The organism is Methylobacterium sp. ME121 (assembly GCF_000974725.1).
Classification (GTDB): domain Bacteria; phylum Pseudomonadota; class Alphaproteobacteria; order Rhizobiales; family Beijerinckiaceae; genus Methylobacterium; species Methylobacterium radiotolerans.
Map to the genome: position 1 here is coordinate 1 of NZ_BBUX01000052.1, position 26,798 is coordinate 26,798.

At 67.2% G+C, this 26,798-nt stretch carries 33 protein-coding genes, 2 tRNA genes and 1 pseudogene; 24 read left to right on the forward strand and 12 right to left on the reverse strand.

The window, feature by feature from the left end; translation table 11 throughout:
• Window positions 1-239 precede the first annotated feature (239 nt).
• Window positions 240-1,331, reverse strand: a complete 1,092-nt coding sequence (locus ME121_RS23970; protein WP_012320924.1) for a tartrate dehydrogenase — start codon at window positions 1,329-1,331, stop codon at window positions 240-242.
• 102 nt (window positions 1,332-1,433) lie between these two features.
• Window positions 1,434-3,128: a chloride channel protein gene (locus ME121_RS23975; protein WP_210383473.1), complete on the reverse strand. Its 1,695-nt coding sequence runs from the start codon at window positions 3,126-3,128 to the stop codon at window positions 1,434-1,436.
• A 457-nt stretch (window positions 3,129-3,585) separates the two neighbouring features.
• Here ME121_RS23975 and ME121_RS23980 point away from each other — a divergent pair.
• The 13 genes from ME121_RS23980 (at window position 3,586) to ME121_RS24035 (ending at window position 8,846) form a co-directional block, all read left to right on the forward strand.
• Window positions 3,586-3,662 (forward strand) — tRNA-His (locus ME121_RS23980).
• Window positions 3,663-3,913: 251 nt separating this feature from the next.
• Complete coding sequence (locus ME121_RS23985) at window positions 3,914-4,273, forward strand: hypothetical protein (RefSeq protein ID WP_012320926.1); 360 nt, start codon at window positions 3,914-3,916, stop codon at window positions 4,271-4,273.
• Between the two features lie 151 nt (window positions 4,274-4,424).
• A complete protein-coding gene (gene hpt / locus ME121_RS23990) occupies window positions 4,425-4,991 on the forward strand; it encodes a hypoxanthine phosphoribosyltransferase (RefSeq protein ID WP_012320927.1) in 567 nt (188 codons plus the stop codon).
• A 163-nt stretch (window positions 4,992-5,154) separates the two neighbouring features.
• The gene (locus ME121_RS23995) at window positions 5,155-5,520 is read left to right on the forward strand and encodes a response regulator (protein ID WP_010687322.1); all 366 of its coding nucleotides are present in this window, start codon (window positions 5,155-5,157) and stop codon (window positions 5,518-5,520) included.
• A 105-nt stretch (window positions 5,521-5,625) separates the two neighbouring features.
• Window positions 5,626-5,952: a hypothetical protein gene (locus ME121_RS24000; protein WP_012320928.1), complete on the forward strand. Its 327-nt coding sequence runs from the start codon at window positions 5,626-5,628 to the stop codon at window positions 5,950-5,952.
• A gap of 67 nt (window positions 5,953-6,019) precedes the next feature.
• Window positions 6,020-6,397, forward strand: coding sequence for a hypothetical protein (locus ME121_RS24005; protein WP_012320929.1), 378 nt, complete (start codon window positions 6,020-6,022; stop codon window positions 6,395-6,397).
• Window positions 6,398-6,495: 98 nt separating this feature from the next.
• The gene (locus tag ME121_RS24010) at window positions 6,496-6,717 is read left to right on the forward strand and encodes a hypothetical protein (RefSeq protein ID WP_012320930.1); all 222 of its coding nucleotides are present in this window, start codon (window positions 6,496-6,498) and stop codon (window positions 6,715-6,717) included.
• Window positions 6,718-6,861: 144 nt separating this feature from the next.
• Window positions 6,862-7,020: a hypothetical protein gene (locus ME121_RS34175; RefSeq protein WP_164891368.1), complete on the forward strand. Its 159-nt coding sequence runs from the start codon at window positions 6,862-6,864 to the stop codon at window positions 7,018-7,020.
• A gap of 105 nt (window positions 7,021-7,125) precedes the next feature.
• Window positions 7,126-7,332: a hypothetical protein gene (locus tag ME121_RS24015; RefSeq protein WP_012320932.1), complete on the forward strand. Its 207-nt coding sequence runs from the start codon at window positions 7,126-7,128 to the stop codon at window positions 7,330-7,332.
• A gap of 44 nt (window positions 7,333-7,376) precedes the next feature.
• Complete coding sequence (locus tag ME121_RS24020) at window positions 7,377-7,733, forward strand: hypothetical protein (RefSeq protein WP_053622502.1); 357 nt, start codon at window positions 7,377-7,379, stop codon at window positions 7,731-7,733.
• 118 nt (window positions 7,734-7,851) lie between these two features.
• On the forward strand, window positions 7,852-8,127 hold the full coding sequence (locus ME121_RS24025; protein WP_012320934.1) for a hypothetical protein: 276 nt from the start codon (window positions 7,852-7,854) through the stop codon (window positions 8,125-8,127).
• A gap of 12 nt (window positions 8,128-8,139) precedes the next feature.
• Window positions 8,140-8,409, forward strand: a complete 270-nt coding sequence (locus tag ME121_RS24030; RefSeq protein ID WP_059409737.1) for a hypothetical protein — start codon at window positions 8,140-8,142, stop codon at window positions 8,407-8,409.
• Between the two features lie 170 nt (window positions 8,410-8,579).
• Window positions 8,580-8,846, forward strand: a complete 267-nt coding sequence (locus tag ME121_RS24035; protein ID WP_012320936.1) for a PilZ domain-containing protein — start codon at window positions 8,580-8,582, stop codon at window positions 8,844-8,846.
• A gap of 354 nt (window positions 8,847-9,200) precedes the next feature.
• Here the strand turns inward: ME121_RS24035 and ME121_RS24040 are convergent, their stop codons facing one another.
• Window positions 9,201-9,449, reverse strand: coding sequence for a hypothetical protein (locus ME121_RS24040; RefSeq protein WP_012320937.1), 249 nt, complete (start codon window positions 9,447-9,449; stop codon window positions 9,201-9,203).
• Window positions 9,450-9,613: 164 nt separating this feature from the next.
• Here ME121_RS24040 and ME121_RS24045 point away from each other — a divergent pair, with 164 nt between their 5' ends.
• Window positions 9,614-10,291 (forward strand): hypothetical protein, encoded by a 678-nt coding sequence (locus ME121_RS24045; protein WP_179239948.1) that lies wholly within the window; start codon window positions 9,614-9,616, stop codon window positions 10,289-10,291.
• Between the two features lie 108 nt (window positions 10,292-10,399).
• Here ME121_RS24045 and ME121_RS24050 read toward each other — a convergent pair whose 3' ends face one another.
• Window positions 10,400-11,461, reverse strand: coding sequence for a DMT family transporter (locus ME121_RS24050; protein WP_024829022.1), 1,062 nt, complete (start codon window positions 11,459-11,461; stop codon window positions 10,400-10,402).
• 180 nt (window positions 11,462-11,641) lie between these two features.
• Window positions 11,642-12,628 carry a helix-turn-helix domain-containing protein gene (locus ME121_RS24055; RefSeq protein ID WP_059409750.1) on the reverse strand — a complete coding sequence of 329 codons (987 nt, stop codon included), beginning with the start codon at window positions 12,626-12,628 and terminating at the stop codon, window positions 11,642-11,644.
• A 376-nt stretch (window positions 12,629-13,004) separates the two neighbouring features.
• On the opposite strand from ME121_RS24055, the gene ME121_RS34180 reads away from it, so the two are divergent.
• Both ME121_RS34180 and ME121_RS24060 read left to right on the forward strand, forming a co-directional pair.
• Entirely contained in the window at window positions 13,005-13,460 is a 456-nt protein-coding gene (locus ME121_RS34180; RefSeq protein WP_143739246.1) for a hypothetical protein, read from the forward strand.
• A 701-nt stretch (window positions 13,461-14,161) separates the two neighbouring features.
• Window positions 14,162-14,731: a fasciclin domain-containing protein gene (locus ME121_RS24060; protein WP_024831186.1), complete on the forward strand. Its 570-nt coding sequence runs from the start codon at window positions 14,162-14,164 to the stop codon at window positions 14,729-14,731.
• 95 nt (window positions 14,732-14,826) lie between these two features.
• On the opposite strand, the gene ME121_RS24065 is transcribed toward ME121_RS24060, so the two are convergent.
• Both ME121_RS24065 and ME121_RS24070 read right to left on the reverse strand, forming a co-directional pair.
• Window positions 14,827-15,531: an anti-sigma factor gene (locus ME121_RS24065; protein ID WP_012320941.1), complete on the reverse strand. Its 705-nt coding sequence runs from the start codon at window positions 15,529-15,531 to the stop codon at window positions 14,827-14,829.
• Complete coding sequence (locus ME121_RS24070) at window positions 15,528-16,079, reverse strand: RNA polymerase sigma factor (protein ID WP_012320942.1); 552 nt, start codon at window positions 16,077-16,079, stop codon at window positions 15,528-15,530. The genes ME121_RS24065 and ME121_RS24070 overlap by 4 nt, the downstream gene beginning before the upstream one ends.
• A 400-nt stretch (window positions 16,080-16,479) precedes the next feature.
• Between ME121_RS24070 and ME121_RS24075 the strand changes: the two genes are divergently transcribed.
• On the forward strand, window positions 16,480-16,935 hold the full coding sequence (locus ME121_RS24075; protein WP_024829020.1) for a carboxymuconolactone decarboxylase family protein: 456 nt from the start codon (window positions 16,480-16,482) through the stop codon (window positions 16,933-16,935).
• Between the two features lie 900 nt (window positions 16,936-17,835).
• Here the strand turns inward: ME121_RS24075 and ME121_RS24080 are convergent.
• Together ME121_RS24080 and ME121_RS24085 are read right to left on the reverse strand one after the other, a co-directional pair.
• Entirely contained in the window at window positions 17,836-18,615 is a 780-nt protein-coding gene (locus ME121_RS24080) for a hypothetical protein (RefSeq protein ID WP_058607040.1), read from the reverse strand.
• A gap of 299 nt (window positions 18,616-18,914) precedes the next feature.
• Entirely contained in the window at window positions 18,915-19,880 is a 966-nt protein-coding gene (locus tag ME121_RS24085) for a PLP-dependent cysteine synthase family protein (protein ID WP_012320945.1), read from the reverse strand.
• Between the two features lie 364 nt (window positions 19,881-20,244).
• On the opposite strand from ME121_RS24085, the gene ME121_RS24090 reads away from it, so the two are divergent.
• Both ME121_RS24090 and ME121_RS24095 read left to right on the forward strand, forming a co-directional pair.
• Entirely contained in the window at window positions 20,245-20,610 is a 366-nt protein-coding gene (locus ME121_RS24090; protein WP_491892879.1) for an NlpC/P60 family protein, read from the forward strand.
• A gap of 7 nt (window positions 20,611-20,617) precedes the next feature.
• Entirely contained in the window at window positions 20,618-21,253 is a 636-nt protein-coding gene (locus ME121_RS24095; RefSeq protein WP_059409739.1) for a hypothetical protein, read from the forward strand.
• Between the two features lie 121 nt (window positions 21,254-21,374).
• On the opposite strand, the gene ME121_RS24100 is transcribed toward ME121_RS24095, so the two are convergent.
• From ME121_RS24100 to ME121_RS34190, 3 genes and pseudogenes are all read right to left on the reverse strand, one after another.
• Window positions 21,375-21,776, reverse strand: a complete 402-nt coding sequence (locus ME121_RS24100; protein ID WP_012320947.1) for a hypothetical protein — start codon at window positions 21,774-21,776, stop codon at window positions 21,375-21,377.
• 29 nt (window positions 21,777-21,805) lie between these two features.
• On the reverse strand, window positions 21,806-22,120 hold the full coding sequence (locus ME121_RS34185) for a hypothetical protein (RefSeq protein WP_244413114.1): 315 nt from the start codon (window positions 22,118-22,120) through the stop codon (window positions 21,806-21,808).
• A 30-nt stretch (window positions 22,121-22,150) separates the two neighbouring features.
• Window positions 22,151-22,576, reverse strand: a pseudogene (locus ME121_RS34190) (acyl-homoserine-lactone synthase); the annotation flags it as partial.
• A 54-nt stretch (window positions 22,577-22,630) separates the two neighbouring features.
• Here ME121_RS34190 and ME121_RS24110 point away from each other — a divergent pair.
• The 5 genes from ME121_RS24110 to ME121_RS34200 all read left to right on the forward strand — a co-directional run bounded on the left by ME121_RS24110 (window position 22,631) and on the right by ME121_RS34200 (window position 26,332).
• Window positions 22,631-22,702: transfer RNA gene (locus ME121_RS24110), tRNA-Thr, on the forward strand.
• Between the two features lie 83 nt (window positions 22,703-22,785).
• Window positions 22,786-24,237 carry a DUF6538 domain-containing protein gene (locus tag ME121_RS24115; RefSeq protein ID WP_245337778.1) on the forward strand — a complete coding sequence of 484 codons (1,452 nt, stop codon included), beginning with the start codon at window positions 22,786-22,788 and terminating at the stop codon, window positions 24,235-24,237.
• Window positions 24,238-24,387: 150 nt separating this feature from the next.
• A complete protein-coding gene (locus ME121_RS34195) occupies window positions 24,388-24,993 on the forward strand; it encodes a hypothetical protein (RefSeq protein ID WP_143739244.1) in 606 nt (201 codons plus the stop codon).
• Between the two features lie 13 nt (window positions 24,994-25,006).
• The gene (locus ME121_RS24120) at window positions 25,007-25,273 is read left to right on the forward strand and encodes a Rha family transcriptional regulator (RefSeq protein ID WP_059409741.1); all 267 of its coding nucleotides are present in this window, start codon (window positions 25,007-25,009) and stop codon (window positions 25,271-25,273) included.
• A 738-nt stretch (window positions 25,274-26,011) separates the two neighbouring features.
• Entirely contained in the window at window positions 26,012-26,332 is a 321-nt protein-coding gene (locus ME121_RS34200; RefSeq protein WP_143739243.1) for a hypothetical protein, read from the forward strand.
• The last annotated feature ends 466 nt before the right edge of the window (window positions 26,333-26,798 follow it).

The window sequence follows — 26,798 nt, forward strand, 5'->3', positions numbered from 1 at the left end:
GGCAGAGACCGCCAAGGCCGAGCCGGCGAGCAACGTCGTGAGCGTGCGCCGCCGCCCGCGCTGACGCCACGGTCCGCTACGGGTCTCCGGACCACGCACCGCAACCTGAGGCGGCGGAGCGCAGCGTAGCCCTCGAAGGAGCCGTCCAGAGGTCTCGCGATCCCTGGAATGCTCCTCCGAGGCCCGCCGGCGCGGGCACCTCAGGATGAGGGCGTGGAAGGGGGCCCGGGGTGATTGCCCTACCCCAGCGCCTGCGCCACCGCCCTGCCGCAGGCCTCCGTGTCGGCGTTGCCGCCGAGGTCGCGGGTGCGCAGCGTCCGCTCGGACAGCACCCGCTCGATCCCGCTGACGATCTCGGCCGCCGCCGCGTGCTCGCCGAGATGCTCCAGCATCATCGCCCCCGACCAGATCTGGCCGATCGGGTTGGCGATCCCCTGCCCGGCGATGTCCGGCGCCGAGCCGTGGACCGGCTCGAACACGGAAGGATGCACCCGCTCCGGGTTGATGTTGCCGGACGGCGCGATGCCGATCGTGCCCGTGCAGGCCGGCCCCAGATCCGACAGGATGTCGCCGAACAGGTTGGAGGCGACCACCACGTCGAACCGGTCCGGGTTGAGGACGAAATGCGCGGTCAGGATGTCGATGTGGTACTGGTCCCACCGCACGTCCGGATAGGCCCCGGCCACCGCCTTCACCCGCTCGTCCCAGTACGGCATGGTGATCGAGATGCCGTTCGACTTCGTGGCCGAGGTCAGGTGCTTCTTCGGGCGCTTCTGGGCCAGCTCGAAGGCGAACCTGAGGATCCGGTCGGTCCCGTGGCGGGTCATGATCGTCTCCTGCAGGGCGAATTCCCGCTCCGTGCCGGCGAACATCCGGCCGCCCGCGTTCGAGTACTCGCCCTCGGTGTTCTCCCGGACCACCCAGAAGTCGATGTCGCCGGGCTCCCGGTCGGCGAGCGGGCACTTCACCCCCGGCATCAGCCGCACCGGACGCAGGTTGGCGTACTGGTCGAATTCCCGCCGGAACAGGATCAGCGAGCCCCAGAGGGAGACGTGGTCGGGCACCCGCTCCGGCATGCCGACGGCGCCGAAAAAGATCGCGTCGTGGGTCTCGATCCGCGCCTTCCAGTCCTCCGGCATCATCCGGCCGTGCCGCTCGTAGTAGTCGCAGCTGGCGAAATCGAACCAGTCGAGCTGGAGGCTGAAGCCGTGCCGCTTGGCGGCCTGCTCCAGCACGCGCACGCCCTCCGGCACCACCTCCTTGCCGATGCCGTCGCCGGGGATCACCGCGATGCGGTAGCGGCGCTGCTGGCTGTTCTCCGGAGTGGCCATGAATCCTCCACGCGTCTCGAGGGCGGCCCCGTGCGGAGCCCGGGTCGCCGGCGTCAGGTGATTGGTCCGCGCCGGCACCGGGTCAACACCACGGCCTGACAATCAGTCGGTTTCACCCGCCATCGCCCGGCGCTGGCGGTCGAGCTCCTCGCTGTAGCGCTTGAGCGTGTGGCTCTCGGTGAGCAGGCCCAGCACCTTCCGGCTCTCGGCGCTCTCGACGACCGCGAGCGCCTCGCTCTCGGTCCTGTCGAAGGCGGCGGCGGCGTCCTTGGCGTTCATGCCCGGCGTGAGGAAATCGTCCGCGTGCAGGAGCAGGTCGGCGAGGACCGGCTGCGCGTCGGCGCCGGCATCCCGGGCGGCCGCGTGCGCCTCGGGCACGTTCAGGATGCCGGCGTAGCGCCCGCCCCCGTCCACGGCGATCACCCGGGAGGGCGAGCCGAGGGGATGGGCGCGCAGGAAGGTGGGCAGCGGCGTGTCCAGCGCCACGGTGCCGGGATTGCGGCGCATCAGCCGGCCGACGGTCAGCGAGCGGATCCAGCCGACGTCGTGGGGGCTGCGGATGCTCTCGCCGCGCAGGTGGAAGCGCCAGGTGGCGAAGGAGTAGCCGAAGGTCTTGCGCACGGTGAGGGAGGACGCGATCACCGCCGCCAGGACGACGCCGGTGATCGGCAGGCTGCCGGTGACCTCCAGCGCCAGGAACGTCATGGTGAGCGGGCCGCCGATGACCGCCACCGCGAGGGCGCTCATGCCGATCACCGCGTAGGCGAGCGGCGTCAGGCCGAAATCCGCCAGCGGCGGCACCAGCACCGGGGCGAGGGCGGCGAACAGCTTGCCGGCGATGGCCCCGAGGAACAGGGACGCGAAGAACAGGCCGCCGCGGAAGCCCGAGCCGATCGAGATCGCCGAGGCCGTGGCCTTGGCGGCGAACAGCGCGGCCAGGACCGCGATGCCGTGCCCCTGCCCCTCGGCGGCGAAGTGCATGTGCAGGGCGCCGTGGCCGCCCGACAGCACCTGCGGCGTCGCCAGCAGCGCCAGCGCGCCGACGCACAGGCCGCCGAAGGCGGGCGCCGCCACCCGCGGCACACCGGACGCCTGGACGAGGCGCTCGACCAGGGTGACGCCGCGCATGATCAGGATGCCGAGGCCCGCGCAGAACAGCCCGAGGGCGAGGCTCGGCAGGATCTCCAGGCTGGTGACGTGCGAGGTCGTGACCGCCTGCATGTCGCCGAGATCGACGAGCGGCTGCGCCTCGATCAGGGCGCGCGAGATCAGGTTGCCGCAGAGCGCCGCGACGACCACGGGCGTCAGCGTGGCGATCGAGTAGGTGCCGATGATCAGCTCGAAGGCGTAGAACGCGCCGGCGAGCGGCGCCCCGAAGCCGGCCGCGATCGCCCCGGCCGCGCCGCAGCCCACCAGGGTGCGCAGGTCGCTGCGCCGCACCTCGAAGGCGATGCCCAGCCGCGAGGCGAGGCCGGAGGCAATCTGTGTGTAGCCGGCTTCGAGGCCCACCGAGGCGCCGGACCCGTTCGAGATGACGTTCTGGAGGGCGAGGTAGAGGCTGTCGCGCAGGGACATGCGGCCGCCGTGCAGGGCGTTGGCCTCGATGGGATCGATGGCCGGGCGCCTGCGCGGGCCGCGGACGTAGTTGGCGGCGACGATCAGCAGGCCGAGGACGGCGCCGCCGAGGCACGGGCCCACGAGCAGGAGCGCCGGCGACACGGCGTCGACGGCGCTGAGGCGCGCGCCCGCGGGCAGCTGGTAGAGCAGCTCGCGCAGGGTCTGGGTGATCCAGGTCATGGCCGAGACCGCCACGCCGGCGACGCAGCCCACCAGGGTCGCGAGGGCGACGAGGCCGCCCTCGCTCCGGCGGACAAGGCTGCGGAGCCGTCCGGGGGCCTGGACGAGGCCAGCCCCCGCCCAGCGCCGGCGCGGCCGCCGGCCCGGCCCGGCGGCCGATCGGGCCGGCACGTCGGCCGATCCGTTGCCGGGCGCCCTGTTCCCGCCGGCGGCGGCCGCTGGCTGTCGCGCGCTCACGGTCCGCCCCTCGCCTCCGGTCCGTCCGATCGGCGCCGCCGCCGCGTCGACCCCGCCGTCGCAGTTACAGCCGGGTCCGATCCCGTTGCAAACGGGCGGTGTCGCGGGGGCGCGGCCGGTCCCGGCGCGGGGGACCCGGACGGCGCTATCCACGAAGTCGAAATCCCGTGCACACATCGCCTTGAAAACTGCCGCGGCCCACGATACACCCCGCGCCAGTGCCGCCGTAGCTCAGTTGGTTAGAGCACCAGATTGTGGATCTGGGGGTCCCCCGTTCGAGCCGGGGCGGTGGTACCATCCATTCAGCTCGACAGCGCGAGGGGTTGGCGGATCGCCAGCCCCTTTTGCTTGTGTGCGGACGGCGCCGCGCCGGATCTGGGCCGGCCCGGACCCCGACCCGATCGGAGTCGACCGGACCGGTCCTCGCGCGGAAGCCGGCCTGTACACAGGCGGCCGCTCCAGCGCCCGCGCATGTTATAGAATCGCCAAATTTGCTCGCATACAGTCATGGCTGGGAGAAGACTATTATCGTTAGCGTGAAGACTGCCATGAAGAGCACGACACAGCAGGATCAGCTCGAGATCGTGAGCGCCCTCGCGGCCTCGCTCGCGGACCGGATGCTGATGGAGCGTCTGACGCAGGGAAAGCTGCCCCTCGCGAATGCGAGCCGCCTCTGGACCGCCTCGCTGCTCCTGGAGGAGCACGCGCGGCCCATCCCGCGCATCGTGACGGATGTCCTGGAGGAGGTCCGTCACGTCGAGCCCGACGACGGGGACGAGGCGGACGGGATCGAAGCGCAGCCGGGGCCAGAGGTGGACTTGGCCGGGGCGCGGCGTCCGGCCCGGCCGGCGCGCCGGCGCGGGCTCACCCGCCTGCTCCGCCCGTTCCGGCAGGCGGCCGAAGCCTGAGCCGCGTCGACGGCGGCTCTCGGCCGCCTGCCGCAACGGCGCGGGACCGGCCTAGCGGATCCGGAGTTCCCCGCGCGCGCCCGGGACGCTAAGACCGTCTTCGAGCGCGGCGTCGGATCCCGCCGCGCCAACGGGCTTCGGGACACGAGAGATGAGCATCCCTGAACGGCGCGTCCGGACCCTGTTCGACGAGGCGGCCATCGCCAAGCGCAACGACGAGCTCGCCCGGGAGATCCTCGCCGCGCGGCCCGAGAACCTCCTCGTCGTGGCAGTGCTCAAGGGCAGCTTCATGTTCGCGGCCGACCTGCTCCGGTCGCTGCACCGGGTCGGGCTCGCCCCGCAGGTCGAGTTCGTGCACCTGTCGAGCTACCGCACCGGGACCGTCTCCAGCGGGCAGGTCGAGATCCTGCGCGACGTGCAGAGCGAGGTGCGCGGGCGGGACGTGCTGCTCGTGGACGACATCCTGGAATCGGGCCGGACCGTCGTCTTCGCCAAGGACCTGCTGATGGCCCGCGGCGCCCGGCGGGTCCTCACCGCGGTGCTGCTGGAGAAGCCCGGCAAGCGCGCCGTGACGATCGACGCGGATTTCGTCGGCTTCACCTGTCCCGACGTGTTCGTCGTCGGCTACGGGATGGACGCTGCCCACGCCTTCCGCCAGCTGCCCTTCGTGGGCGTGGTCGATTACGGCGACGGCGACCCGGACCTGTTCGACGCTTGACCGCTCCCGCAGCGCGGCATTTTCGCCGCGCGCCGCGACCCGAGGGACAATTCGGCCTGCGACGACTTGACAGACGGGGAATTCGTCTGTGTCTGTCGGCGTTTGGGCGCGCGCGCCGTCGCGACGGGTCGCGCGCGGATTTCGGGGACGGTTACGGGACCACATGGCGCGCATCCTCCTGGTGGATGACGAAGAGACCGTCCGGGGCTTCCTCAAGCGGGGGCTCGAGATCGACGGGCACGCGGTCGTCACGGCCAACGACGGCAGCGACGGACTCGACCGCCTCAACGAGGCCGACGGCGGCTTCGATCTGATGCTCACCGACATCCGCATGCCGCTCATGGACGGCATCGCGCTGGCCCTCGCCGCCAAGCGCGACTTCCCCGACCTGACCATCCTGCTGATGACCGGCTTCGCCGACCAGCGCGAGCGCGCGCGCGGGCTCGACGCCATCGTCACCGACGTGCTGACCAAGCCCTTCTCCCTGGCGGATCTCCGCGCCACCGTGAAGCGGGCGCTCGCCGCCTGACCTGGGCGGGACCGGTTCGGAAGAACTTAAACATTGCTCTTAGGTTGAGCTTCACGAAAGCGTGGCACCTTCGGTCCGACTGGATCAGACCGAGCACGGAACGCCATGTATCGCCGGGACCGGGACATCGACGCGGCGGCGTATCGGGCGGACCGCTACGGCTGGGAGCCGGACGACCGGGACTGGGACGACGACCGCGACGCCCGGCGTCCGCGCGGGGGCCTCGGGCGGTTCTTCTCGCTGACGAAGCTCGCCCTCCTCGCGGTGCCGGCCGGGCTGTTCCTGTACGGCAGCTTCGCGGATTGCAGCGCCCGTCCGGCGGCGGGCTGGCTGGGGCTCGTCGGGGCCGGGGCCTGCGCCCGCACCGAGATGCTCGGCAACGTCCTGTCGATCCAGGACAACCTCGCGCTCCTGAAGCGGCTCATCAACTGAGCGACCGCCGCAGACCCTTCCGCGCCGCGCCCCCGATCCGCCCCGAACCGACCTCCGTGAGGCCGCCATGTCCACCCGCCCGCTCCTGCCGGCCTCGTCAACCCGCGCCTCCGACGCCGTCGAGGAGGCCCAGTTCCGCGCCCGCATGGCGCGGGTCGGCCCGGACGGCGCGAACCGCCCCCAGCGCCGGAGCCGGGCGCCCGAGCGGCGGCGCGGCTTCCGGCTCGGCTGGAAGGGCTGGCTCGTCGTCGACAGCCTCGTCGTGCTTCTGGTCGTGGCGGGGGTGGTGGCGTGGCCGCCGGTCCAGTCCTGCCGCAACCAGGACCAGACGGTCGGGTTCTACGCCGGCGATTCCGTCGGCAAGTGCATCCGGCGGGGGATCGCCGATCGCCTCGACACCGCCGACCAGCGCCTCAAGAGCCTGATCCGCCGCTCGGGCCACTGAGGCCGGACCCGCCGGAGCGCACAGCTCGAGCCTCGGCAGGCGCCCCGCGCAGCAACTTCTGGTTTGAGCGAACGTTGTGTGCTCGCCAGGAGCGCCCGATGCCCGTGATACTCGTCGTCCCGGTCGCGCTGATCGCGGTTCTCGCCGCCGGCGCGTTCGCGCTCCGTCACACCGAGGGGCACGGGCCCGAGCTGCGAGAAGCCCTGCTCCTGCTGCTCATGCTCGCGGTCGTATCGGCCAGCATAGGGCTGATGGCGCTCCGCCCGGGCGGCGCCTCGCGCGATGTCCTGCAGCCGACGGCCGGCGGCGTGTCGGCGTGACCCTGGAGGGCGCGGTCCGGCCCGAGCGCGAACCCGGGCTGACGCTGTGCTCGCCGACGCGCACGGCACGGCCGGACAGCCGGACCCAGGCCTGCCGCCGAAACTTTCGGTCGCGCCTGGGGTTCGCCGGGAAGGAGGACGCCCATGCCCGACGAAGCGAAAGGCACGAAGCCCGAGGATCTCACCCCTGATCGCCCGCGCCTCACCCCGCAGGGTCACGGGAGCGGCTCCGCGAGTGGCGAGGACAGCACGGACCCGAATGGCGGGGCCAAGCAGGGTCAGGGCGACAGGGCGGAGGGATGAGGTCCGCGCGACGCGGGCCGGCGGCGATGCGTCGAGTTGAATGGATCGCCGAAATCGTTCGATCACGGATCGTGTGCTCTGATCCTCGGTGAGGAGGTCGGAGCCATGACCATCACCACCTCGATCAACGCCGTCGGCCCCGTGAAGGCGACGGAGATGATCCAGTCGGCGCGTGCCGAAGCCGCCATCGCGCACAGGGCGGGGCTGCATACCGTCACGATGCCGGTGCCGGCGTCCACCGACTCCCGAGCGCCGGCGGACGGCCGCGAGCTGCCCGCTTTGCAGGAGCGCGTGGTGGACATCACCGTCTGAACCGCCCTCGGTCAGGCTGCGTCGGTCCCGCAGCCGCGAGGCGCGTGTCTCCCATCGATCCGGAGACGCTCGATCACGTCCGCCTCGGATCGCTCGGCGGCCGCGTCGTTCCGTGCCGGGTCCCGGCCGACGTGCTGCGCGACCTGTCTCACCCGGACGACCTCGCGCGCGGCCCGCGCGACGTCGTCCTGAGCGATCGGGCCGCCATCGCGCGGGTCGCGACCGAGACATCCGAGCGCGCGGGCGCGCCGGATGGGTGCCTCGATCGCGACCAGGCCGACTTCTTCTGGCGCGAGGCTGCGCAGCCTCGGCCCGATCACCTCCACACGCTGGACGGGCGCGCCGAGCTCGGGCCGCCACGCCGCTCCCCCGCTCGAGACCGCTCGCGCGACGGACCGTGACGGTGTGGAACTCGAGTAGCCAAGATTTCGTCCGCAACAAACACGACATCGCCCCGTAAATCGCGACTCTTATCCCTCAGTCCAAGCCCGCGATATCTCGCGGAGGACGGAGGACATCATGCTCAATGACTGTGCCGCCAGGCGTGCCGCCGTGCACGACGTTCTGGCTCATGAACGCGCGGATCAGAAGCCTCGTCGCGGCATGAGGCTCCTCGGGGTCGGCTGCCTCGGGCTCGCCTTCCTCGGGACAGCGAGCACCGTGAAGGCGTGGGAAAGCTCGCCCGCGCGCCAAGCATCCGCGATCGATGCAGACCCCCGCGGCGAAACTGAGCACGCACAGCCGAGGCCGGACGGGCTCGATTTCGGCATCGTCGCCCAGATCGCCAGTCGCTAGGAGGGGCCGCCGATGAATTCGATGCTGCTCGGCCTCTTCCCGCTGCTGGTCGTTCTGACCTGGAGCGCCGGTTACGTGCTGGTGGAACGCGCGTGGCGTCAGCACGCGCCGGGCCGTCATATCGCGGCGGCGCTGCTCTGTGCCGGCTTCAGCCTTGCCGCCATCGCGGCCCTGGCTTGGGCTATGCCGCAGCCGGGCCAGAACTGGTCCGATGCCCCCCTGCGGCACCTCGTTCCGGACGACAAGCCTGCCCTGGATGAGCCGACAGCGGGTCGCTGGTAGCACGACCATGAGCGCGCCCATGCCGTCCCTTCGCCGCTCGCGCGGGGAGGCCCCGGAAGGCAGGCCGCGGCACGCGTGAAGTGCGACCCGTCGCCAAATGTGCGATTCAAGACTTTCAGCAGAGACAGGGGCGATAATCTGGGGCGGATTAGAGAGTTGAGTGCCCTGAAATGCCCATCGAGAGACGCGCCCGCCCGAGAGCCGAGACGGATCTGACCGGGCGCATCGTGCCGAATTTCGGCCGGCCAGTGGGCTGCAGGGTCCTGGATCGATCGCCGGGCGGAGCGCAGCTCCGCGTGAACAGCGTCTTCGGTCTTCCCGAGACCTTCATGCTCGAGATCCCGCAGACCGAGGAGCGCATCAGCGCGCGCGTGGTCTGGCGCTCGGCAGGCAATCTCGGGGTGGTGCTCGACGAGCCGGCGCGGCCGTCGATGTAGCGGCGGCCGGGCATCGGGCGGCCTCGGCCGTCTTCACGTCGGCCGGCCGAACCGCGCGATCCAGCTTCGTGCGTTAGCCAATGCGGGCGACCTGCCGCGGGCCGTCGAGCCTTCCACGAGCGGGGCCGCCCGACCGAGATCATCGCGCGGCGGCGGGGCGAGCGGGACCAGGCCGCCCTCCCCCAATGCGCGGACTCTTCCGCACCGTTCCCGAGACACATCGCTGTGCGAGCGCTCCCGATCCGGATCCCGCCCCTAGGCTGGGGAGCCGGGGCGACGCCTGCGCCGACGCGCTGACCGGGCCCGGATTCCGACGGCCCGGGCTTCCCCCGCGCGCGGCATGGGGCGGTAGGCCTACTCCCCTTCCGCAGCGTCCTCGCCGTCCGTCACGCCGAGAGCGGCCTTCTCGGCAAGGAGCGTCGCCAACGCGGACCGGATGCGGTCGCCCTGCTCGGCGTAGGGCAGGTCGGCCGCGTCGAGCAGCGCGCTGCGGTACCGGGTCTGGATCGCGGCCAGTTGCGTCGGCAGCCCCACTTTGCGGGGCGGCTTCCCGTCGACCACGACCTTCGGCGGCTTCTTCTTGGCGGGCGTCTTTCCGGGCATGCCGAGCCAAGCCGCATGCAGGTCCCTGGTTCCCCCGCTTCGCGGCCTCCCCCGATCGCGCGATCCCCCAAGGCTCGCCGGCGCCTGACGTTCCGGTGCAGGTGCGGGCGGGGCTGACGAGCCGGCGCGACGGGTACACCGAGTTCGCGCGACGCGGGTCGGCGGTGCTCGACGTGGTTTACGCCGACGGCGACGCGTCCCTGCCCCGGCAGATGGAGGCCGGGGCCACGCAGGGCGTGCCCCTCCTGCAGGCCCTGGTGGCGGCTGAGATCGCGGACCTGATGGACGATGCGCCGACCGACGCCGCGATGGCGCTGGCCGCTGGCCCGCTCTCGGACGCCGCCTACGATGCGCTGGTGAAGGCGGTCGCGCCCGATAGCCCCGCCGGACGGGCGCTCGCCAAGATCGGGGCGCGTAACAGCCGGGCGGACCAGGAGCGGATCCAGCGCATGCATGACGACGCCTGGGACCTCGGGGCAACCTGTGAGTCGGCCGAGAGGGGTGCCGGCGCCGACCCGACCAAGGGCAGCGATGCGGTCGAAGCGGTTCGGGTCGAACTCGCCAAGATGACCGGCCAGCGCGACGCACTGCAGAAGACGCTGACCGACGAGGTGCTGCCGCAGATCGCGGCACTCGCGGAGATGATGGGAGATCAGCCCGTGCCGCGCCATCTCGTGGGCCGCGCGGTCACGAAGGGCAGCGCGGGTGATTCCGGTTCATCTGACATTCCGTCCGTGGACGCGATCCGCGACCACCCAGCCAAGATGAGCCCGGAGGCGCGCGCGGATCGGCTGATCAAGGTCTCGCACCAGAACCCGCAGCAGCTCGCGCTCGCCCGCTGAGGCGCTCAGATCCGGTGCCTGCGTACGATCACTTGCGACCGATCGCGACCCGACCCAGCCACGGCGGCGGCTATCGCCGCATCTCGAAAGCAGCCGCTTCCAGCCCCATCAAACATGACCGTGCTGATGGTGGAGGTCGGGGTAGTGAGGATGGGTGTGCCGTAGCGGCTCATGGCGGTGCCAATGGGAGTGTGGCTCCGTCACCGGCCCATCGTGATGATGCTGGTGGTGCTCATCGTGGACGTGGGCATGCTCGTGCTCCATCGTCTCATGGAGGTGCGCGTGCTCGTGGCGCTCTGCGAGGTGCAGCCACAGACCCATACCCATCAGCGCGCCGGCCACGACGAGCTGCACCGTCACCGGCTCGCCTAGCAGCCCGACGGCAATCACCGCGCCGATGAAAGGCGCAAGTGAGAAGTAGGCCCCAGTGCGCGCTGCACCGAGGTGGCGCAAGGCCAGCATGAATAGGACGAGGCTCACCCCGACACCGAGGAAGCCGACCACCGCCGCTGCGCCGATCATTGCCAAGGATGGCATTGCCGCGCCCAACATCAGCGCCAGAGCCACGTTGACGCTGCCCGCAACCACCCCCTTAATCGTGGCCGTGACAACCGGATCGGACGAGGAGAGCTTGCGGGTCAGGTTGTTGTCGATGCCCCAGGCCAGACAGGCGGCGGCGATCAACGCCGCGCCCGCATCGAGGCGCACACCCTCACCGTTCCACGACAACACGACCGCGCCCACGAGGATGGCGAACGCACCCAGTATCAGACGGCGATCAACGTTCTCCCGGAACACCACCCACGCGATGAGCATAGTCGCCAAGCCTTCGAGGTTGAGCAACAGCGAGCCAGACGCGGCAGAGGTGTGCGACAGACCCAGCATCAGCAGAAGCGGCCCGGCCAACCCACCGAACAGCACGACTGCTGCCAGCCACGGCAGATCATGCCGGCGGAGCGGAGCTTCCTGGGCTGGAACGCCAAAGGTAGCTCGGCTGACATGCACGATTGCCAGGCCGATGCCCGCGCCGAGGTAGAGAAGCCCAGCAAGCAGTTGCGGCGAGACGGTGCCGAGCAGAAGCTTCGCGAACGGAGCGGAGGCACCGAACAAGACGGCCGAAACGAGGGCCAACGGCACCCCTGGCCAGAGGTGGGAGTGGATGTATTTCATGCCCTCACTTTTACAGCGTTTCAGCAAACGCCTGAGAGCGAACCCTCGTCCCTGCATCGAGCGGCCTGAGCGGCTTCACCGGCCATGTCTGCTCCGATGTATCCGCAGCTCCGAAGCGGCCGATCTCCCTTCCACACCGAGCAGACAGTCCGATAGCGACCCGCTTCCGTCACTCAGCCGCTAGGGCGACAGCCCGAGAGCGGTCGCAACCGACCGCAGGTCCTGCGTGTGCGCCTGCCGGTATTCACGGGGGCTCACGTCGTAGCGATCCTTGAAGCGGCGGGCGAAATGCGCCTGGCTGCTGAAGCCACAGGCGTAGGCCAGCATGCCGACGGACAGGTGTGCACAGGCCGGGTCGGTCAGGCGCTTGGCTGCCACCTCCAAGCGGCGTTCCCAGATGTAGTCGGAGATGTGCCGGCCGCGCTCGTGGAACAGCTCCTGCAGCCGGCGTAGCGACAGCCCCATTGCGGCGGCGAGCTGTGGTGGATCCAAACTCGGATCGCCCAGATGGGTCTCAACATAGGCCTTGGCACGCTGGACCGTGACGTTGCCGTGTATGGAACGCGGTACCTCCTGCGCCATCCGTTCGGCGAGGCTGGCTACGATTAGGTCGATCCCGATCGACGCCAAGCGGGCGGCCGCGTCGGGGCCGAGCCGATCGGCGACCGCAACCAAATCCTGGATGTACGTCCGCGCCAAGGTCGTGGAGGCGTGGTCCGCGCCGACCCTGAGGGCGCTGAACAGCCGGGACGGGCCCAGTGCGGTTTCCAGACGATCGCGCGGCAGATCCAGGATCAGGGTACTGCTCGTCTCCGTCTGGACGACGGCCGGGCGTGCGTCGAGGACGAAAAGGTCGCCCATCCGACATTCCGCCTCCTGGTCGCCCTGTCGGGCGATAGCCCGGCCGGAGAGCATCAGGACCGCGTAGGCCCGATCGGACCGGTCGTCGCGCCGGGCCGCGTCGGCCGTCGTTTCGCTGCGCATGGCCGTGTGTGCGAAGTGTGAAATCGGCACGGCGCCGATATTCGTTGCGGCTATGCTGCCCTTGAACGGGGCCTCGTCGACGGTCTTCAACTCCACCGGGACCAGCTGTTCACAGACCATTTCGCGCCACTGGCGGAACGCGTTCCGAGGGTGGATCTTTTCTGTCGAAAAAAGCGGTTGCATTTGAGGCCTAGGCGCCCCCGACACCACCCGGTGGCGAGGAATGAAGGTCCGGACGCGTATTGTATATAATATGCTGCAACCATGTGCGTATCGCTCGCATGATCACGGAGTTGCGATCCGTCGATAGACACGGCCGCCCGAAAGGGGACCGGCAGAATTCCACCCAGGCAGACCGTCGGTGTCGAAACCGTCAGTCTGACGCGTACCGTCCGACACACCGCACATCGACCACTCTCGACGCGCCGTCGGTCCGGGGACGGATCGCGCGCGTCCCCCGACGGGCCGCAGGGCCCATGCCCCCTCTACGTCCGATGTCCCGCGCCCCGGGGACGGGTCAGCGCCGGCGCGGCCGTGCATCCGCACAGGATCACGCCCCATGACCCAGCACGTCGACGTCCTCGCCCTCCTCAAGGAGGCGCAGGCCAAGCCGCTCACCGACCCGATCCTGGCGCAGCTCGGGATCGATCTGCAGAAGTCGACCTTCGCGCCGGCCAGCTCGCCCACCTCCGGCCTGACCTGCTACGACCTCGAACTCGGCGCGAAGTCGCTCTACCCGGTGCTCACGCCCCTGCGAAACGCGATCCCGCGCGTCTCGGGCAAGGGCGGCATCCAGGCCGCGTGGCGGGCGATCACCGGCATCAACGTCTCCGGGATGCGCATCGACGTCTCGGCGGCAACCGCGGCGGCGTGCAGGTCGTCGCTACCGCCGACTACACCGCCAGCTACAAGGGCATCGGCATCGAGTCGAACGTCGAGTTCGAGGCCCAGTACGCCGCGCAGGGCTTCGACGACGTGCGCGCCATCGCCGCCCGTACCGGGCTCCAGAGCCTGATGCTCGGCGAGGAGGCGATGCTGCTCGGCGGCAACACCTCGCTCGCGCTCGGCACCACGCCGACCCCGACTCTGTCCGGCGCGGCCACCGGCGGCGCGCTCGCCGCCCAGACCTGGTCGGTGATCGCCGTGGCGCTGGCGCTCGACGGCGTGATCAACGGCACCGTCGCCGACGGCATCCAGTCGACCATCACCCGGACCAACGCGGACGGCTCGACCGACGTGTTCGGCGGCGGCGCTGCGGCCCGCTCGGCCGCCGCCACGGTCGCGACCACCGGCGCCACCGGGTCGATCGCGGCCTCGGTCGACCCGGTGCCCGGCGCGCTCGGCTACGCGTGGTTCTGGGGCCCGGCCGGCGCCGAGGTGCTGGGCGCCATCACCACGATCACCTCGGTCCTGATCACCGCCACGGCCGCGGGCACCCAGACCGCCGCGGCGCTCGGAACCGTCGACCGCTCGACCTCGGCCCTGTCCTTCGACGGGCTCCTGACGCAGGCGTTCCGGCCCGGCTCCGGCGCCACCATCGTCACCCTGGATGCTGAAAATCGCCGTCTGTGGCGATTTCAGGTTCGTTCAGACGGGATGGGAGCAGAGGCGATCGCCTCCCGGCCGTTTGCATTCATCCCGCGAAACTTTCTCTCCGATGGCCTCGTAAGGGCCCACGCTGCCCCGTTCATCGGGGTTCGGACTGAAGGAAACACGATGCTCACTCAGAACACCGGCCGCCGCACGGCCCAGGCGCTCGCCCTGACCCTCGCGCTCAGCCTCGGAGCCAGCGGCGCGGCCTACGCCAAGAACCCGATGGTCGGCGGCGCGCCGATGTACGCCCAGAAGACCATCGTCGAGAACGCGGTCAATTCGAAGGATCACACCACCCTCGTCGCTGCCGTGAAGGCCGCGGGCCTCGTCGATACGCTGAACGGCCCGGGCCCGTTCACGGTGTTCGCGCCGACCAACGCCGCCTTCGCCAAGCTGCCGCCGGGCACGGTGGAAAGCCTCGTGCAGCCGCAGAACAAGGCGACGCTGACGAAGATCCTGACCTACCACGTGGTCCCGGGTGTCTACACCGCCAAGGACCTGATGGCGCTGGCCAAGAAGGGGGGTGGACAGGGCGTGCTGACCACCGTCGAGGGCGAACCACTCGCCGTCGAGGTGCAGGGCAAGAAGGTTCTCGTCACCGACCAGAAGGGCAACACCGCGACGGTGACCATCCCGAACGTCATGCAGTCGAACGGCGTCATCCACGTCATCAACGCCGTGCTGATGCCGTAACGCGCAGTGCCCGCGGCCCGTGAGGGCTGCGGGCCTCGACAGCGCGTGGCCTTTCAGATCACGCGAGCGCCGGCAGGCGTGCCCGCCGCGCCCGGTCATTCGGCGATGAGCTTGCCGGTGTAGATCACCGGACCCGTGGGTTGGCCGCTCGGTGAGCCTCCGGGCGGCTCGACCGAGACCGCGATTACCCCGTCCGGTGCGGTGTCCTGCGGTAGCCTCACCTGACTTGGCGCCGCTCCGACGAGGCCGAGTGGCTTTGCCCCTCCTGCGCCGACGTACCACAATTCCAGACTCCGCCCGGCGGGCGCGTCGGCACCGACGGGCCTGACTTCTGCGAGGCCGGTCTGCGTGTCGACACGCACGATCAGCGCCGGCAGCGCCCCGCCTCCCTGCACGACAGCCAGATAGCGCCCTCCCGCCGGGGTTCGTGACGGCCCGACGGCCACGAACAGCGCGAGGCCCGCGGCGAGCAGGCCTGACCCTGCCGCGGCGATCCGCCAGCGCCTCACCTGCCGCCGCAGGTGGCGAAGCTCACCTCGCGCTACGTCGGTCGCGTCTGGCAGCGCGCGCAGCAGCGCTTCGCGGACCCGCGGCGGCGGCGCCACGGGCGGCACGGCCTCCATCAGCGGCGCCAGGCGCCGCTCCCACTCGCGGATGCGGCTGGCCGTGCCGGGGTCTTGGCTCGCCTCGCGCTCCAGCGCCGCCCGCTCCCGCGCGTCGAGTGTCCCGAGGGCGTACTCGGCCGCGCGCATGTCATGCTCGGACGTCGGGTCCATGCCGGGCTGGCCGCTGCCGCTCACGAGACAGCCTCCAGGCAGGACTTGAGGCCTGCGAGTGACCGGTGCAGCCAAGTCTTGATGGTGTTGACCGGCCGGTCGAAGTGCCGCGCCAAATCCTCCCGAGATTGCCCTTCGCAATAGGCCAGCACGACGCAGTCCCGGTGCTTGGGGTCGAGACGGCCGAGGCAGGCCAGGAGGGCGCTCCGGTCCATGAAATCTGCCGCCCCATCGTGCGGATCGATCAGCCGCGCCACCCAATCCTCGCCGGTATCCAATTCCGGGCCCTGATGCTCGACCTTCCGCCGTACGCTGTCGATGGCGCGATTGCGGGCGACGGTGCAGAGCCACGGCAGCGGCGGCCCGGCCTCGGGCTTGTAGCTGCCCGCGGCCTGCCAGATGCGCATGTAGACGTCCTGAAGCACGTCCTCGGCCAAGCCACGGTCACGCTGGATACGCAGGATCAGGCCGTAAAGTTTCGGGCTCGTGAGATCGTAGAGTTCGGCCAGCCGATTTGCCTCTCCCCGGGCGATACCAGCGAGCAGTCGGCGCAGCGTGGCATCGTCGGCCAAGTTGGCTCCCTACAAACTCCCAGGCGCCTTCTATCGGACGCCCAACCGGATGCTGCTTTAACCCAAACTGCCTAGCCGTGACGATCCCTCACGCGCGATAGCCCCGCTGAGCGGGCCTCGAAGTGGCCGCTTTCAAAATCCTCGGAGCGGCGGCTGCGGAGATGTCGCTGAGGGCGGGATGCGGAGGTTGACCGATCCCTCGCAAAGGGACTTTCCGCGGTCGACCCAATCCGGTCGGCGGATGCCTCGGAGAGACTGCTTCGAAGCGGACGTCCGAGCGTGAACGAGCCACGTGTCCGCCTGTCGAGCAGGAATGTGGCGTGGCATGTCACATCTTTGCGGGCCAGCTCGTCGTAGCTTCGAACGTCGATCTCCGGCGTTCCGAGCACCGGGATCCGTCATGAGTCAGAACAAGCGGCTAGTCTGGACTGAGGTGGCGCCGGAGGGCGCGAGGGCGTTCTTCGGCATCCACCACTACATCACCACGGGCACCGACCTTCCCCACGAACTGATCCACCTCGTCTTCTTGCGCGTGTCGCAGATCAATGGCTGCGCGCATTGCATCGACCTACATTCCCGTGATCTCCTCAAGACGATGCCGTTCGAGAAGGTCGCCCTGGTTCCAGTCTGGGCCGAGGTGCCCCACCTGTTCTCCGACCAATACCGAGCTGCGCTCGCGTGGGCGGAGGAAGTCACACTGGTCAGCGAGACGCACGCTTCCGACGAAGCCTATGCGGCCGCGAGCGCGGCTTTCACGGCAAAGGATCTCGTGGACCTCACGATCGCCATCGCGGCGATGAACGCATTTAATCGACTCGGAGCGCCCTTCCGGCTTCCCGTCGTCGCGAAAGCCTGAGCCCCTTCCGAACACGACCATGGCTGGGGCGACGGCAGCTTCCCGGGCTGCCAATCGATGAGCAGACCGGAAGCTTTCCACCCCGAGCGGACGGCCAGCTACCGACCCAACCTCTCCATTCATGGCAGCTGGCGCGTTGCCTGTAAGCAGCCGTTCGATCGCTTGGCGGTCTGGTTGCTGCCCGCCTCATCCAGCCGGCGCGCCTCCCAGTCTCGGGGTACGTGGGCCCCACCGCCCCACTGAACAGGCTGATAGGCGACGCCTGATAGGGAGGACATGGTTCACGCGCTATGGACCTCGCGTGGTTTGATGAAGATCAAAGTCCGTCAAAGGAAAGAGCGCAACTGACTGACCCTCGTATCAGAAGTCATCGGGGGCCACACTCATGTCTTCAGCCAAGCGCGATGGTAGACGTCTGACTTGGCGTATAGTCAAGTTGGAGCAGCCCCCGGCCTTGCGCCGAGGGCGAGAGCACTGGGTGGTGCGCTGGATCGGGGCAGCTAAATACCGAAGCAAAAGATCGGTCAAAGGCTCTATTCCAGTAGCTGTTAGCGCCCACATCATCAATTTGAGATGTGCGGACACCCACGCTCGACCGGTGCGCCCTGAACGAGCTGGCAAAATCGGGCGCGTTCTGCTGTTTGAAGGCCATCGAAGCGCCAACATTCGCCCGCTCTGAACCTTAATCATGATAAGGCGAGCTACTTGTTTTTTCGATTTGGATTGATAGGCGCACCCGGAAAATCTCGACAACAGAATTTCGACCGCCCTGTTTGGTGTAATATTTTTGGGCGAGGAGGCAATTACGGCCGCTTCGATGCCGCTGCTCTTTGGAAGCGGACAAGCCGCCTTCCACCCCGAGCAGCTCTTGCAGCTTGCGATCGCTCGCGAAGAAGGCTGTCAAGCATAGGCGCCCGACCGGATCGCATGCAGCCCGATCGGGAACTCCGCCGGTACCGGTAGGCCGAGCGGCGACATGCGCCCATGCACCAGGCAGAGCATCGCGAGCGGTACGTCGAGGACAATCGGCATCGAGCCGTCGTGAGTGTCCCTGACAAGACAGAGGTGGTAACGCCGGTCACTCGGCTCCCCATGGGGGTTGTCGACCGGGTCGGCGGTGGCCGCAGCCTCGAGCGCATCCTCTACAACCGCCCAAGAGAACAACGGATCAGCTGCAGCGATGGCCGCGGCGTTGAGCCGTGCCAGATCGGAGACGAAGCTGAACACGAGATCCGCACCCGCGCGGTCGCTCGCAAACCAGCGGGCGCGCGGCGGACCGACCTCGCTATCGCCCAGAACGAGATCGAAGGGGCGGTGCGGGACCCAGCCGGCAAGCCACGCATCGATCCGTCGACCCTCCGCCAGCGCCGCTTCGTCGCCCTTCAGCACCGCCGCTCCGTCGAGCCCTTCTCGGGCAAGCCAAGAGACGAGGACGGCGATCCGATTGGGGTCGCGGGCGAGAAACTGAGCTAGGTTCTCGGCGCGTTGCTCCGGCGTCAGACCCCTTGGATCACCGCGATGGAGCGGCGTGTCGGGCGGGTAGTCGCCAAGCCGAGCCGAGAGAAGGGCATAGAGTTCGCCGGGCGCATCCCCAGCTGCCATATCCGAGTGCGCCGCGACAGCAGGGCCACGCTGTTCGGACGACCTACGGTTGCTGAGCCAATCGAAGATGCCGGGCATAGTTCCGATCTTACAACAGGCGCCCGATGAAACCACCAACCACCGCGCCGAAATCTGCGCTGCTGAATGCCTATAAGCAGGTCCCTTGGGAGCCCGCCCGGCGTCGGAAGCAGGCACGGCAGCGACGTCCGCTTCGATGCTTCTCCGTCCAAAAGCGGACCGTCGCAAAACCACCCTGAGCGGACGGCCTGCTTTCGACCCATGTCAGTCGCCCGCACCGCCGCGGGCGCTTCCCGGAAGCGGACATTCGTCTCCGTCCGGCAACCTCGGATCGGCGTGATCGGCGCGGGATGTGGGCCTCAGTATTTCAAGCCTGTATCGCACAGCACGGTCACGGCGATTGCGTCGGCTGGAAGGCGTCCGGACGACAACAGCGCAGCAGCCGCAGCTACGTTGGCAGCGGCCGAGTAGCCGACGTGCAAGCCCTCCTGCGTCGCGAGCCCTCTACGCCAGCGCTCCACCTCCTCATCGGTTACGGGAATAGACAGGTCCATCAGATCACCATTCCAGTGTGGGGGGATGCTTCCGTAGCTTGTGCCCTGGATGAGGTGGCGGTGCTTTGTGACTGATAATCCCGCCAGGGGGCGACATCCCTCCGGTTCGACGGCGGCGCAGATCACGTGGGGATTACGTTCCCTCAATGCCGCCGCCACTCCGAGGAAAGTCGCACCGGTCCCTACAGCGGCCACCCAGGCATCGACCTGGCCGGAGGATTGCTCCCATATCTCCGGCCCGGTCGTTTCGCGGTGGGCGCGCATACACTCCGGCGCGTGGAACTGGTTGACGTAATAGCCGCCCCGATCTTCCGCGATGCGCGCCGCCGCATCAGCCGCCGCGTCTACGTCCGCCCCGGTGACTTGCCCAGCTGCTCCGTCGATCTGCGGCACCAGAATAACTTCGGCCCCGAGCGCTTCGAGCATCCGGGCACGCTGGGGGCTGTTCCCGGCGGACATCGTGACCACGAGGGGATGTCCCAGTGCAGCGCAGGCCACCGCGAGACCGGCTCCCATGTTGCCGCTGGTCATCTCCACAACGGGCGCACCGGGGGCCAAACGCCCGTCCTCACGCGCGGCAAGGACGATGGCACGGGCCGCCCGATCCTTGACGCTCCCACCGGGCTGCATGAACTCGGCCTTCGCCAGGATGCGGCCGGGGCCACGGTGGATGCGGTCGAGGGCGATCAGTGGCGTATGGCCGATCAGGTCGAGGGCGGAAGGCTTGATCCGCGCAGTCGAAGGAGATGGGGACAGCGATGTGGGGCGCATCGAGGGATCGTAGCAGGAGCATCCAGCCTTCGGGAGATATCGAGGTCCGCTCGCGGTCGTGAGCATGTCCCGCCGCCGTGTCCGCTTCAGTTCATCCGCCGACCGCAAGAAGACAGGCAGGAAACCACGCGAAGCAGACATACCGAGCCTGGATCCGGCGTCAGATCCGGATCGCTTAGCTGGGCTCGTCTGCCAGAGAGTAGGGCTCAGCGCGCGATGACATGACCGGGGATGCAGCGCGTCGAGGGCTCCGAATGCTCGCTGAAGATGGAGTGCGCCGGATCCTCGTGCGCGAGGCACGAGGCTGGCTTGGCCCCCCTACCATCCCGGCGCCGACCTGCGCGGCGTCGGCGTCGATTGCGGCATGCTCCTCGTGCGCGTGTTCGTCGATGCCGGCCTCGTGCCGACTTTCGACCCGCGCCCCTACCCGCAGGATTGGCACCTCCACCGCGACGACGAGCGCTACCTCGGCTTCGTGTTCGAGCGCGCCACCGAAGTTGAGCACCCGCAGCCCGGGGATGTCGTGGTGTTCCGCTACGGCCGCGCCTACGCCCACGGCGGCATCGTCACGGCGACCGAGCCACTGACGCTGGTGCACGCCTTCTCGCCGGCCCAGGCCGTGATCGAGGAGCCGATCATGCGCAACCCCGTCCTCGCCGAGCCCGGCCGGCCCCCCCGCTTCTTCAGCCTCTGGGCCGCCCGCGCGACCGCCGAGGCCGACCCGGTCTGAGGCTGCCATGAGCCTGTTCGGCGGGAAGCAGCGCACAGTCCGGCCGGACTACACCGGCCTGCAGGTCCAGACCGCCTCGAGCGCGCTGCCGATCCCGGTCGTCTACGGGACCAACCGCATCGCGCCGAACGTCATCTGGTCCGACGGCTTCCAGACCCACGCGCAGCGCGGCAAGAAGGCGGGCGGCAAGGGTGGCGGCCGCCACGGCGGCACCGGCTACACCTACTCGACCTGGATCATGTTCGGCCTCGCCGAGGGGCCGGTCCAGGGCATCGGCGAAGTCTTCAGCGGCCAGTCGGTCACGCCGTTCCCGACCAACTTCCTCAGCCTCATCCCCGGCGACACGCCGCAGCAGCCCTGGGGGCCGGCGCTGGCGCGCTACCCGGCCGCCGCGCTGCCCTACAACGGCACCGCCTACCTCGCCTCGCCCGACTTCGACCTGGGCTCCAGCGCGACCATCGCGTCGATCGCCTTCGAGGTCGTCGGGCGGCTCGCCGGCACCGCGGGTCCCCTCGGGCAGGATGATGCAGCCTGGCGAGGAGATCGCCATCCAAAGATAGATTATGCGGCTCAGTCACGACCGGGCAGCTCGGCACGCTCGGCGATCGTGGTGGCGGTCGAAGCTCGGTCGGCAGCGCGCTAGCGAGCGCCGATGCAAATCCGAGCGCGGGCGGATGCCCTGAGGCGGTAGGACCTTCGGCGTGGCGTCGGCCCGCCTTGCGCCGTGTCATCCCACGGAGAAGGCAAAGCGATAGATCCGCTGTTCAGCTAGGCTGAACAACCGGTAGATCGTGGGTCATCGTGAGGGCGATCTTCAGCGCTTGCTCAACGAGCGCCCGATCCAGCCCCGCGTTCGCCGCCTCGCCTGGCATGTTGCTCAACGGATCCCGGTGAGTGACGAACGTGCGGGCCAGAAACGCTTCAATCTTGGCCTCGACGGTATGCTCGGCTTCGACTTCGCGGTCGAGGAGGCTACGGCGTTCGAGTTCGCCGTTGACCCTGTCGGCAAGCTTCATGAAGCCCTGCCCGATATCCTCAAGCGTGGTGGCGAACTGATACGGCAAGCCTGGCGAGCTGCAGAGCTCTTCCACGAGAGTGGTGTAAAGGGCCAAGGTGACCTCGCGATACACCCGGAAGAACGGCACGCTTTGCGCGGCGAGTGACATCGGTCGTGCTCCTCTCGGCGGTCCGAACGTTACTGAATTGTGGCTTCGAGCTGCCCGCGCCCCACGAGGCCGTGCGGCAGGCGAAGCTGAGCGCTTGGCCAAGCCGCGAAGGCCGCCTGCGCAGCATTCAGGGTGCGGCCGGTCGCCCGGGCGTAGACCGGGACGATCTTGGAGCCTTCGTAGGAGGTCGGAAGGGCGAGCGGTCGGACATCCCAGCCGGTGTCGAGCAGCCGCGGGATATGCGCGGGATGGAACTCGATGAGCAAACCGTCGAGATTCAGAGCATGGACCACCAGCGCTATGGCACCAGAAACAGCCGCGGCGAATAGGTCGGCATCCGGCATCTCACGTCTCCTCGCGACGATCGCTTGGCGTGTCCATTCGTAGATCGCCGGTCCCTTCGGAGCGGAGCCGCCTTGCATGATCTCAGGGTACAGGTGCGAGAGAAGGTGTGGCCTCGTCGTCGGCAGGAACCTGGCGTAGGCGACGATCTCGTCATCTTCCTCGCCGAGGAGGTGGAACGCGGCCGGGCCGTCAAACAGGTCCCGTTCACGCCCGTCGGGTCTTCGGCAAGCCTCCCAACTCCTGGTCGGTGATCTCCTTCGCCTCAAACAGCTCGGAGACGGTCGCAGGGTCCTTGGCCATTCGATCCTGTGCCGTAAAGTGTGCCGACTCTTGTGCCGACCCCCGATTTCCTCGGGAGCCGGCCTGTTGGGCTCGCTCGAAGGGCAACGCGAACGAGCAGTGAACGGAGTGTGCCGAGTTCTGTGCCTTGACGAAACGCCTACAATCGTAGTCAAAGACGCTCCTGACGCACCGAAACCGCCAATTTCCTCAATGGTTTCAGGGCGCCTGCCGGTGTAGCACAGCGGTAGTGCAGCGGTTTTGTAAACCGAAGGTCGGGGGTTCGATCCCCTCCGCCGGCACCGCCACAACTTGATTTTGTGTCGTATTGAGAGGAGCTTAAGGGCCATCAAGGGGTGTCCAAGGTGTAACTTTGGGTGTACCCGTGGCTCGGAAGTTCCTCGATTTCGGCTGGCTGGTGGTGACGACCCGCTACGTTCACGACTTCAAGGGCGATGGGGTCCTTTGGTACATCCGACGGATTCCCAAACACGCCCAGCCCCATCATGGGGGTAAGGCTCAGATCCGTAGGAGCCTCAAGACCCGTGATCCGAAGGTTGCAGCGGTCGCGGCTGCGAAGCTGGCGAAGGCAGATGATGTCCTTTGGGCCACACTGAAGGGCCAAGAAGCACCTGGCGGAACCACCTCAGCTGTCCGTGAGGCAGCCAAGCACCTCCTGGTGGCATTGAACCTCAACCCGGGCGACCTGGGGCGGAAGCTTGAGATATGGGAGGACCCGGGGGCGACCCTGGATGGCTACTTTGAGCGGCGGTACGGACAGACCTACACTGATGCTCGACACGGTGCCTATCGCGACCACATCGATGTTGAAGACCTCTGGACCCCTGAGGAGCGGGAGGCCGTCCGACTCCTGAAGGAGGGAGACACAATCCTTGAACCCCGCCTGAGTGATGCCTTGGAAATCTACTTAAGGCTCCACAAGCGAGGCCAAGCGCCCAAGTTCAAGGCTGACGCAGATAGGGTATTTGCCCAGGTCTACATGACCATTGGCGACCTTCCGTTGACAGATTGCCGCAGAGACCATGCCCATAAACTTGTGGAAGCGATGCTCTCCAGAGGCAATAAGACCCAGACCGTGAGGCGCAATCTCAACACCGTGGTGGCCGTCTTCAACCGTGGCCTCAAGGAGTTCGACGTTCACGGGCGGAACAACCCCTTCGAGGGCATCCAGATTGCCCAGGAGCACTTGGACACCAAGGAACGCCTTCCGTACACGGCCGAGGAGCTTCGCAAGGTGGCCGAGGCCTGCCGGAAGAAAGACGACACCCCTCGTCACATCATTGCCCTCCAGGCGGACACTGGGGCACGCCTTGCGGAAATCGCTGGGCTCCTGCGGTCTGATGTGGTCCTGGACGGCCCCGTGCCTCACATCATCATTCAGCCGCACCCGAAGCTCGGCAGAACGCTCAAGACGCCCAACAGCGAGCGTAAGATTCCGCTGGTAGGTGAGGCCCTGTGGGCAGCACAACGAGCCCTGGCGGCCCCTCTGAAGCGAGATATGACCCCTTCTGTGTGGCTATTCCCCAGGTATCTCCGGGATGGGGAACTGAAGGCTGTCTATGCGGGCAACACCATCAACAAGTGGCTGAAGACGCTCCTCAAGAACGACAAGACCTCTCACTCATTCCGACATGCCATGCGCGACCGTCTGAGACACGCGAAGGTGCCGAAGGAAATCCAGGACATCATCGGTGGCTGGGAGGAGCGGTCAGTCGGCCAGGGATACGGCGAAGGGTACTCGCTCGAGCAGCTTCATGAGTACATGCTGAAGGTGGCCCCGAAACCTCCGCAAGCCGCTTTGATGCCGGGAGCATAAAGAATGGCAGGAGTGCTAATCACGCGGGGTTCTCGCCCTGTGATACCAGCCGGCGGCCTGACTATCACAATGGAAGACGACGGGTCCATCTCTAATAATATGACGTTACACATTGGGTACGACATGTACCCCCAATGGTTGATGATTGCCGTGGATCACGCTGAAAAGTGCGCAGAAGCTGGGAAGACGCTGGACTCTATATGGACCGACGGCGGAGACGAAAAGCAACTTCTCGCTTTGGAGCTGGAAATGCGCGAGGGCATGCAGGCCATTAGCGCCGCTGCTATTGCAATAGATGGGTTCTACGGCACAGTTGTAGATCGGTGCCCGCTGCCTGGCGATGTTGCAAAGAAATGGAGAGAAAAGAAACTAGCTAGATACTCCCAAGTCGCGGAGGCGCTCCGCATGTCCTTCAAGATTGGAAACAAGAGCTTCCTGGAAATAAGAGACCACTTAAAGGTTGTCTTCGCATTTAGAGATGAGGCGGTCCATCCTTCAGCCACAGCCAGAGAGCCTGTAAATCATCCTCGCTTAGGCGTCGCCACTGAACGAAGGCTAGCAATATACTCTGCTGATAATGCCATGAACGTCACCAAGTTTTCGCTCAACCTCATAGGATTATTGATCGGACATCCAAAGCAAAAACACACCGCTTTGATCGAACACTGCCAGTTTGCTAAGGAGGTGGTATACCCTGTGCTAGATCAATGGGAGGCAAAGCACGGACAGATTTTCGCTAGAGAGACACATACATAGCACCAGCCGGAACGTGGCTGAGGTCACCGGGAAGCGTCATGCAGATGTCCTCCAGGACGTTGATACGCTCCTCCAGAAGCTTGCCATGACCGGCCGTCCAAATCTGGACCACCTTATGTTTCAAGAGGTTACGGCCTTCGACCCTGCGGCCAACCGCGATGTCCGATCCTTCGAGATGACCTGGGACGGCATGGCTCTCCTGGTAATGGGCTATACGCTTGAGGAGCTTCACGAGCACATGCGAAAGGCGGTGCTGGAGGCTCCCCAGGCCGCAATCTGACCGCGACGGCACGCAATGGCACTCCTGGAGCCTGATGACTTCCCGCCGACAATGAGGGGCCGCCTGAAGGCCGCTGGGGGTGGCCTCTTTCTGTTGGCCGTTGGCTCGCTGATGCTTTGGTCCGCCCCGACCTACGCGGATCCCTCCTGGACCCCATCACTCCACAGGATGCAGTACCTCCGAGATTGGTCCCCGTTCTGGCGTGGGGCGCACATGGCAATCATCGGCTCCTGGTTCGTGGTGTTCTCTCTGGTGGCCTTCTGGAAGGCGGCAAGACCTTTCACGCCCCGTTTTGAGCCTCCGAGACCCGGCCCCGTCAAACGACGGTAGACTTGAGCCTCACCACTCCTGCTCGCTGATGAAGCCTCCTCGATCCCGCTTGCGTCTGGGCACCTCTTGGCCCCGGTCGCTGTCATCCATCCTCGGGATCACGTTGCCCCGACATCCCTTGCCGATCTAAAGGTTGCCCGATGAGTCCCGGAAGCCCATGACGCCGCCCGGGCAGAACACAGTACCCCCGCTTTCGGCACACCTTTGAGCCACCGCTGGACCGGTTGAACAACACAGAGACCAGGGCAATGGCGAGGGCGCGCATGATTCGCCACTACGGAGGCCTTGAGGCACCCGCAACCCGCGCCGCGAAAACTTAGTTACGGCCTCACGTAAGGCGTCTTATTAGAATTTCCTAGCCGCTCTGTCTGCCACGTGTCATCTGTATGGGACACGGAGAACAAACCAATGGACTGGCGCCAAACCACAAACGCGGGCATTGCAGTTGTAGGCTTACTGATGGCTGCGGTCTTAATCTACGCTCTATGGGCAAATCGATATGATAGTGTTGTGTCAGATCTAGTTGTAAAGAATTTTGCTGCAATTATTGGGCTACCCTTCGCATTCTTAGCATCTTTTATAGTGATTGCTCTATTCCGGCAGGGCGAAAATCCAATTGAATTTAAGGGTTTTGGCTTCGATTTCAAAGGCGCATCAGGAGAGATTGTACTTTGGCTTCTATGTTTTTCGGCGATATCTTCGGCTATCAAGGTCATGTGGAAAGACTAGCCGTGTGATGCGCGGCTGTTGGCGGCTTCGCTAGGACTCCCCAGGACGCCCCTCAGCCTCTCCCGGCCATCTGATGCCCCGAGACCGCTCACGGCCGTCCTGGGGCTTCCTAGAGCATTCTGGGGCCCATCTACGGGTGCCCTCCCGCCGATAGGTGAGTTCATGAGGCCCTTCAGGAGCTTGGATCGGTTTGGTGGTCACAACGGTGGCCCTTTAGAGAACACGGGCATTAAGCGGACCTTCGGTGGTGCCAGCAGTCGGCCTCGGATGTCCGCAGTCAAGCTCTCCGGCACATTTGCATGCCGCTCGATAGATCCCCGAGCGCTGGCAGCAAGTTAGGCTCACTTACGGCCCGAATTACCTCCCCTTTAGAGAACCACCAGTTCCATGTCCCGCCCCTCGATGGACAATCCCGGGTCAGCCGATAGCTCGGTTCTCATGTTCGCTCAGTGGCTTGGTGGTAACT